This is a genomic window from Streptomyces sp. NPDC000878, assembly GCF_053599695.1.
On sequence record NZ_JBSFMT010000149.1, the window covers coordinates 1 to 7,672 of the forward strand.

The window sequence follows — 7,672 nt, forward strand, 5'->3', positions numbered from 1 at the left end:
GGCACAAGACCCCGAATAACGCTGCGCAACAGTGACAAACACTGTCAGTAGTTTTTGCACGTCAACCGCCCTATCGGCGCTAACGTGCAGGTCAGTCCCGAGAGGAACCGAGGAACTCCCTTGCCCTACAGCATCCGAGCGGGCGGTCTGGAACGGCACACGCGAGACGAGATCCTGCGGATCGAGCCATGGGGGCCGCACGCGATCCGCGCGCGAGCCTCCGCGGGCGTCCTCGCCCCGGCCGCGCCCGGCGCACTCGACAGTTCCCCGTCCTCCCCTCACGCCGAGTTGTCGATAGCGGACGACGGCTCGGCCCACCTGGCCAACGGCCGGCTCACCGTCGAGGCCGACGAGGACGGGCGGCTGCGCTTCCTGCACACCGCCTCAGGCCGTGAACTCCTCGCCGAGAAGCGGCCGTACACCTGGCACCGCGGTCCAAGGGCCCGGGCGGCGGACGGCCGGACGGAGCAGAGCTTCGAGGCGTACGACGGCGAGCGGCTGTTCGGCCTGGGCCGGCATCCGCACGGCCGGCTGGACCAGAAGGGGTGTGTGATCGACCTGGTCCACAGCGACACCGTCGCCGCCATTCCCTTCCTGCACTCCTCGCGCGGCTACGGGCTGCTGTGGAACAACCCGGCGACGGGTCGCGTGGAGCTGGGCTCCGACACGACACGGTGGGTGGCCGACGCGGGCGGTCGCATCGACTACTGGGTCACCGCGGGGGACACCCCGGCCGACATCATGGCCGCGTACGCCGATGCCACCGGACACCCGCCCCTCCTCCCCGAGTGGGCCTCGGGGGTCTGGCAGTCGAAGCCGCACTGCCGCACGCAGGACGAACTCCTCGCCGTCGCACGGGAGTTCAAGGACCGCGGGCTGCCCCTCTCGGTCGTGGTCTGCGACTCCTTCCACTGGCCGCGCATGGGGGACTGGCGTTTCGAGGAGAGCGAGTGGCCCGACCCGGGCGCGATGGTGAAGGAACTGCGGGACCTCGGGGTGAAGCTCGCCGTGTCGGTGTGGCCGACCGTCGAGCCCGGCAGTGACACCTACGACGCCCTGCGCTCGGCGGGACACCTCGTCCGGGACGCGGACGGCGGACTGCTCACCGCCCCGTGGCCGTCCCGGGACGATCACTCGGGGGCGCTTACCGGCGGTGGCTCGGGGACGCCCATGGCGTACTACGACGCCACCGATCCCGGCGCCCGCAGCGCCCTGTGGCAGAGGCTGAGCTACAACTACTTTGCGCTGGGCATCGGTTGCTTCTGGCTCGATGCCTGCGAACCCGATCTGCCGAGTGAAGCCGCCGACCGCGCCGTGTACGCCGCCGGGCCGGCAGCCGAGACCGGCAGCATCTACCCGCTGCACCACGCCCGCGCTGTCGCCGAGGGACTGCACGCGGCGGGCGAGGAGCGGCCGCTGACGCCGGTCCGTGCGGCCTGGGCGGGCAGCCAGCGCTACGGCGCGGCCCTGTGGCCAGGGGACGTCCCCGCCACCTTCGACTCCCTCGCCCGCCAGATCCGGGCCGGGTTGAACGTCGCCATGAGCGGCATCCCCTGGTGGCACACCGACAGCGGCGGCTTCCAGGGCGGCGACCCGGACGACCCCGCGTACCGCGAACTGCTGATCCGCTGGTTGGAGTACGGCACGTTCAGCCCCATCATGCGCCTGCACGGTGACCGTGAACCCCACCCCGCTCTCACCGTCCACCTCCACCTGCGCGAGCGACTGCGCCCCTACCTCGCGGAGTTGTCCGAGCAGGCCCACACCACCGGTGCCCCGCCCATGCGCCCGCTCTTCTTCGACTTCCCCGAGGACGAGCGCGCCTGGGAGGTGGACGACCAGTTCATGCTCGGGCCCGATCTGCTCGTCGCCCCCGTGTACGTGGCCGGGGCCCGGTCCCGGCCGGTGTACCTGCCGTCAGCGGCAAAGTGGCTGGACACGGCCTGCGGCACCGCTCACGAAGGCGGCACCACGCTCGATGCCGACGCGCCGCTGGACCGCATCCCCGTTTTCGTACGCCAAGGGGCAGACCTGACAGGCGTGTTCACGGGACCTCGCGCAGGCGAACAGTGATCTCGGTTCGCTCCCCGGCGGACAGGGACACTGTCCTTGCTTGCGGGCCGGGCCCGTGGCGGCTGATCAGCGTGATGTCCTGGGTGATGTCCGACGTGACGGTCAGGTCGGCGGTGCCGGCGGGCAGGTCCCAGCTGAGGTTGTGCACGCGGAGCCTGCCTCGCGCGCGTACGCCGGTGATCGTGCCCTTGGCGAGTTGAGAGGGCAGTGCGGGAAGGATTTCCAGGACGCCGGGCCGGGAGTGGATCAGCGCCTCGGCCAGCACGGCGGGCAGCGCGTTGGCGGCATCGGCGTTGTAGATGTCCAGGCCCGGATTGTGGGAGGTCATGAGCGAGCGGAAGAGCATGTCGTTGCCGAGGATCTTGCGCAGGTTGTCGTAGACCTTGTCGCCGTCCTTGAGCCGGGCGGCGGCAAGCGCCCGATGCAGGCTGCCGTGCGCGGAGACGTTCTGGTCGCCGCGCAGGTCGAGCGCCCGGAGGGCCGGGGCGACGAGATCGGACCGTTCCTCCGGGTTGATCTCGTGCAGGGGCCAGGCGCCGTAGAGGTGCTGGACGTGCCGGTGGTCGTAGTGGTCGGACAGGCCCGGCCAGGACCATTCGGCGAGGGCCCCGTCCTCGTTGACGCGGTAGTCGGGCAGCTTCGCGAGCAGCGCGGTCCAGCGCTCCACGCCCTCCCCGTCGCCCTGTTCGACGCCGAGGGCGTGCGCGGCGTCGACGGCGGCCGTGAGGGCGTGCCTGCCCGCCGTGATGTCACCGGTGGCGTTGACCGACAGATACACACCGGTGTTGCCGGGCGCGTTCTCCATGGAGAAGGACGGCACGAACACCGCCTTGTCGTCGGTATCCGTGCGGGTCAGGAAGTCCTCGTAGAACAGGGCGAGTTCGAGCAGCGCGGGGCCCAGCTTGTCCCGCAAAAACGCCTCGTCGCCGGTGACCTCGTAGTACTCGATGAACGGGTACAGCATCCAGTCGGCGCCGCCGGTCCAGCAGTGGCCGGGGAAGTCGTCGCCGTTGAAGTGGAGCATGTGCCCGTACTCGCCGTCGGTGCGGGAGGGGGCGAGGAAGCCGCGGGCGCCGTAGAGGTTCCTGGCATTGGTCCGCCAGTGGTCGAGTTGGTCAAGGACGAGAGCGAAGTAGCCGTCCATGGCCTCGGTCAGGTCGAGGATGTTGCCGCCCGCCACCTGGAGATTGATGTTGGCGTCGGTGGTGAAGTCGGCGGCCCAGCGACCGGACCAGGATCCCGTCCAGACGCCGGTGAGGCGGGGCGGCAGGACGCCGCTGGAACTGAGGAAGAGATAGCGGCCAGAGTCGTAGAGCCGCTCCAGGAGAGCGAGGTCGATGACGTTCCGGTCGGCGTTCTGGCGGGCGATCAGCTCGCTCGTCGGCAACCGCCGGTCGGCCTCGGGGATGTCCAGGTCGAGGCGCGAGCGGTCGTACAACTCGGAGTGGACCGTGGTGTGCCGCGCACGCAGCACGTCGTAGTCCGCCTCCAGGGCCGCCAGTTGGGTGTGCAGGGGACGGGAGTCCCAGTCGGTGGCGGACTCGTACCGGTCGAGCCTGGTGAGCAGCGTGAGTCTGGTCGCGCCCTCGACCACGATGGCCGGTCCGTGGGCACCCACCGTGCCCCCGCTCGCGACGACGCGGGTGACGCCCTCGTAGCCGTACGCGCCCTGGGCCGCGGGGTAGGCGCAGCGCAGGTTCAGGAAGCCGCAGCCGTCGACGACCGAGGCCACCGTGGTGAAGCTCGGCCCGGCGGGCAGGTCGTCGAGGTCGGTGTGGATGCTCAGCGTGGTGTCGATCCTGCGGCCGGGGGCCGGCAGCAGTTCGTGGACGACGACCCGGTCGGCGCGTGAGACGAAGGCCCGGCGGGTCCAGGTGCCGTGGCTGTCGGTCCAGGTCGATGTGACCTCACCGGTGCGGAAGTCGGTGATCCGGGCGTAGCCGCGCACCGCGCGCATTCCCGGCGTGGCGATCCGCAACTCGTACGCGGGGTGGTACGTCTGCGTCCACCGCAGCTCCCACCCGTCGGCGAAGTCACGACTCGCCCCCGCGTAGTCCCCGGCCAGCGACTTGTCCCGGACGGCTTCCAGGCGCCCGGAGAGGTCGGGCGGGGCGATGTCGCGGGTGCCGTTGGGCAGGACCATGCGGTGGTGATTGAGGATGACCTTTTCCAGCGCCGGTTCCCCGTACAGGACGGCACCGCACTCGCCGTTGCCGGTGAGGAACCCGTCGGTCCACGAGGAGGCGGGGGCCGTGTCGTGGATACCGCGGTCGGGGAGGGCGAACCGGGGCGGCAGCGCCGTAGCGTCGGCGCGGGGAGCTGTGAGCTTCATCGTTTCTTCCTTGCGGCCGGGACACGCGGGGGCGGGTGAGGAGCGGATCCGCCACACGCGGCAGAGGAACCTGTCAGGTGCGGGGGCGGATCCGCAGTCCACTCATGCCGCCGTCGACGGCCAGGTCGGTACCTGTGGTGGACCCGGAGAGAGGGCTCGCCGGATACGCGATGGCGGCGGCCACCTCGTCGGCGCTGACCAGACGTCCCATCGGCTGACGGGCGTCGAGGGCGGCGCGCTCGGTCTCGGGATCGTCGGCGTTCTCCAGCAGGCGGCCGATCCACGGGGTGTCGGCGGTGCCGGGGTTGACACAGTTGACCCGGATGCCGGCGCGCACGAGGTCGGCGGCGCACGCCCGGGTCAGCGCGAGCACCGCGCCCTTCGTCGCGGAGTACAGCGCGCGGTCCGGCAGGCCGGCCGTCGCGGCGATGGAACACGTGTTGACGACGGCCGCGTTCCGGGAGCGCCGCAGATACGGCAGGGCGGCCCGGGTCGTCCGTACGATGCCGAAGACATTGACGTCGAAGACGTGCCGCCATTCGTCGTCGGTGTTGTCCTCGATCGTGCCCTGCGCCCCGATCCCGGCGTTGTTGACGAGGATGTCGATGCCGCCGAGGCGCTCCGCGGCCCCCTCGACCGCTGCACGTACCGTCGCGTCGTCGGCGACATCCGCCCGCACACCGACCAGCGGGGCGGGGACGTCGCCGGCTTGAGGTCGAGACAGGCCACGCGTGCGCCGCGCGCGGCCGGCAGCCGGGCGGTCGCGAGCCCGATGCCGGAGGCACCTCCGGTCACGACGACGTTCAACCCCGCGAACTCCGGCTCGCTCATCGGGCGCTCTCCTCGATCTCGGCCCACACCGGGCCGTCCGGGTAGCGGTGGGCGGCTATCGACGCCGGGTGCAGCTCGGCACTGATGCCGGGCACGCTCGGGGCGAGGTAGTGACCGCCGCGGATGCGGACCGGGTCGGTGAAGTGCTCGTGCAGATGGTCGACGTACTCGATGACCCGGTTCTCGGTCGTGCCGCTGACGGCGACGTAGTCGAACATCGCCAGGTGCTGGACCATCTCGCACAGGCCGACGCCGCCCGCGTGCGGGCAGACCGGGACGCCGAACTTGGCGGCCAGCAGCAGGATGGCGACGTTCTCCGTGACGCCGGCGGTGCGGCTGGCGTCGAGCTGGAGGATGTCGAGCGCGTCCGCCTGGAGGAGCTGCTTGAACATCACCTGGTTGTGGGTGTGTTCACCGGTGGCGACCTTGATCGGGGCCACCGCCCGGCGGATGGTGGCATGCCCGAGGATGTCGTCGGGCGAGGTGGGTTCCTCGATCCAGTACGGGTCGTAGGGGGCCAGGGACGCCATCCAGTCGATGGCCTGCCGCACGCCCCAGGCCTGGTTGGCGTCGACGGCGATGCGGATGGCCGGGCCGACCGTCTCGCGGGCCAGCTGTAGCCGGCGTACGTCCTCCGCCGGGTCGGCGCCGACCTTCAGCTTGATCTGTGTGAAGCCGTCGGCGACCGCCTCCTTGGACAGCCGTACCAGCTTCTCGTCGCTGTAGCCGAGCCAGCCCGGCGTGGTGGTGTACGCCGGGTAGCCGTGCTCCAGGAGGTGTGCGGTGCGCTCGGCGCGGCCGGGCCGAGCGCGGCGCAGGATGTCCAGGGCCTCGTCGCGGGTGAGCGCGTTCTCCAGGTAGCGGAAGTCGACCAGGTCGACCAGTTGTTCCGGGCTCAGCTCGGCCAGCAACCGCCACACCGGCTTGCCCTCGCGGCGCCCGTAGAGATCCCATACGGCGTTCACGATCGCGGCGGCCGCCATGTGGATGGCACCCTTCTCCGGCCCCAGCCAGCGCAGTTGGCTGTCGCCGGTGAGCCGCCGCGAGAAGGCACCCAGGTCGGCCAGGACCTCCTCCACCGGTAGTCCGGTGACCAGGGGCGCCAAGGCGCGGATGGCGGCGACCTCGACGTCATTGCCGCGTCCCACGGTGAACGCCAGCCCGTGTCCTTCGGCCCCGCTGCTCGTGCGGATGGTCACGTAGGCGGCGGAGTAGTCCGGCTCGGGGTTCAGCGCGTCGGAACCGTCGAGTTCGAGGGAGGTCGGGAACCGCACGTCCATCGCCTCGACGGCGGCGATCAGCTCAGTCACGGCTTACTCATCACTGAAGACATGGGATGGATTAGCAGGTAGGGCGGGGATGTTGTCTAGGGGGTGGGTGTAATTTCCTCAAGAGGCTTGAAATTTCATGGTGATTTGATGCTGTATGAGGCGCTAATCCCATTGACGTGCAACCTCAAGGCTTCTCAGACATGGGATGTTCGTTGCTATGCTCTGGCGGCGCACCGTCCGGGAGTGGGAGTCCGACCGATGTCATTGACCGACAAGGCCATCAGCCGCATCAGGGAGCTCATCCAGCTGGGTGAGCTGCCACCGGGCGCCAAGCTGCCTCCCGAACAGCAACTCGCCGCGGATCTCGGCCTGTCCAGAAACCTGACGCGTGAGGCCGTCAAGGCGCTGGTCGTCGCGCGGGTACTGGAGATCCGCAGGGGTGACGGCACCTATGTGACCAGCCTCGAACCCGAACTGCTGCTGGAGGGCCTCGGGGCCGCGGTGGAACTGCTTCAGGGCGACACCGTGCTGGAACTCACCGAGGTGCGCCGGCTTTTCGAGCCGGTGGCCACCGGGCTGGCCGCCAGCCGCATCTCGGCGGATGAACTGGACGAGGTCCACCAGCACCTGGAGGCCATGCGGGCCGCGCGCGACGACGTGGAACTGCTGAACCAGCACGACGCGGCCTTCCACCGGGCAGTGATCGCGGCAACCGGCAACAGCACGCTCGCGACCCTGATGGAGGGGATCTCCGGACGCACCCTGCGCGCCAGGGTCTGGCGCGGCCTCGTCGACGACAACGCGGCCAGCCGCACGCTCGCCGAGCACGAGGCGATCTACGCCGCCCTCGCCGCCGGAGACCCGGCGCTCGCCACGGCCACCGCGCTCGTGCACGTGAACACCACCGACGCGTGGCTGCGAGAGCACCTGGAGCACGGCGACGCGGTCCCGGCGGGCGTCGTCGGCAACGCCTGAGCGCTCCACGGGCTGGGCTTGATGCGCTGTGACGGACATCCGAGATCCCGCAGTCGCCCTCCCCGGAGTCGGGGCGCTGCTCTTGATGCTCATGCTCTACGGATCAAGGGTGCGTCCGTGCGGTCGGCGATGTCCTCGGCCGTCACGTCCGGCGCGCACTCCACGAGTACGAGGCCCTCCGGTGTGACGT

Annotated in this window: 4 protein-coding genes and 1 pseudogene; 2 read left to right on the forward strand and 3 right to left on the reverse strand. The window is 70.4% G+C overall.

Annotated elements, in window-relative coordinates:
* The first annotated feature begins 120 nt into the window (after window positions 1–120).
* Window positions 121–2,073, forward strand: coding sequence for a glycoside hydrolase family 31 protein (locus ACWDR4_RS49310; RefSeq protein WP_450418660.1), 1,953 nt, complete (start codon window positions 121–123; stop codon window positions 2,071–2,073).
* On the opposite strand, the gene ACWDR4_RS49315 is transcribed toward ACWDR4_RS49310, so the two are convergent.
* The 3 genes and pseudogenes from ACWDR4_RS49315 to ACWDR4_RS49325 form a co-directional block, all read right to left on the reverse strand.
* Entirely contained in the window at window positions 2,045–4,405 is a 2,361-nt protein-coding gene (locus tag ACWDR4_RS49315; RefSeq protein ID WP_450418662.1) for a glycosyl hydrolase family 95 catalytic domain-containing protein, read from the reverse strand. The two genes, ACWDR4_RS49310 and ACWDR4_RS49315, sit on opposite strands and share 29 nt — an antisense overlap.
* A gap of 73 nt (window positions 4,406–4,478) precedes the next feature.
* Window positions 4,479–5,236, reverse strand: a pseudogene (locus ACWDR4_RS49320) (SDR family NAD(P)-dependent oxidoreductase).
* A complete protein-coding gene (locus ACWDR4_RS49325; RefSeq protein ID WP_450418665.1) occupies window positions 5,233–6,516 on the reverse strand; it encodes an enolase C-terminal domain-like protein in 1,284 nt (427 codons plus the stop codon). The pseudogene ACWDR4_RS49320 and the gene ACWDR4_RS49325 overlap by 4 nt, the downstream one beginning before the upstream one ends.
* Before the next feature lie 249 nt (window positions 6,517–6,765).
* On the opposite strand from ACWDR4_RS49325, the gene ACWDR4_RS49330 reads away from it, so the two are divergent.
* On the forward strand, window positions 6,766–7,482 hold the full coding sequence (locus ACWDR4_RS49330) for a FadR/GntR family transcriptional regulator (RefSeq protein ID WP_450418664.1): 717 nt from the start codon (window positions 6,766–6,768) through the stop codon (window positions 7,480–7,482).
* Window positions 7,483–7,672: the final 190 nt, after the last annotated feature.

What these genes read in the sequence shown, in the direction of transcription:
- ACWDR4_RS49325 (WP_450418665.1), bottom strand. Translation starts at nt 6,516, where the DNA reads ATGGACGTGCGGTTCCCGACCTCCCTCGAACTCGACGGTTCCGACGCG.
- ACWDR4_RS49330 (WP_450418664.1), top strand. Translation starts at nt 6,766, where the DNA reads ATGTCATTGACCGACAAGGCCATCAGCCGCATCAGGGAGCTCATCCAG.
- ACWDR4_RS49315 (WP_450418662.1), bottom strand. Translation starts at nt 4,405, where the DNA reads ATGAAGCTCACAGCTCCCCGCGCCGACGCTACGGCGCTGCCGCCCCGG.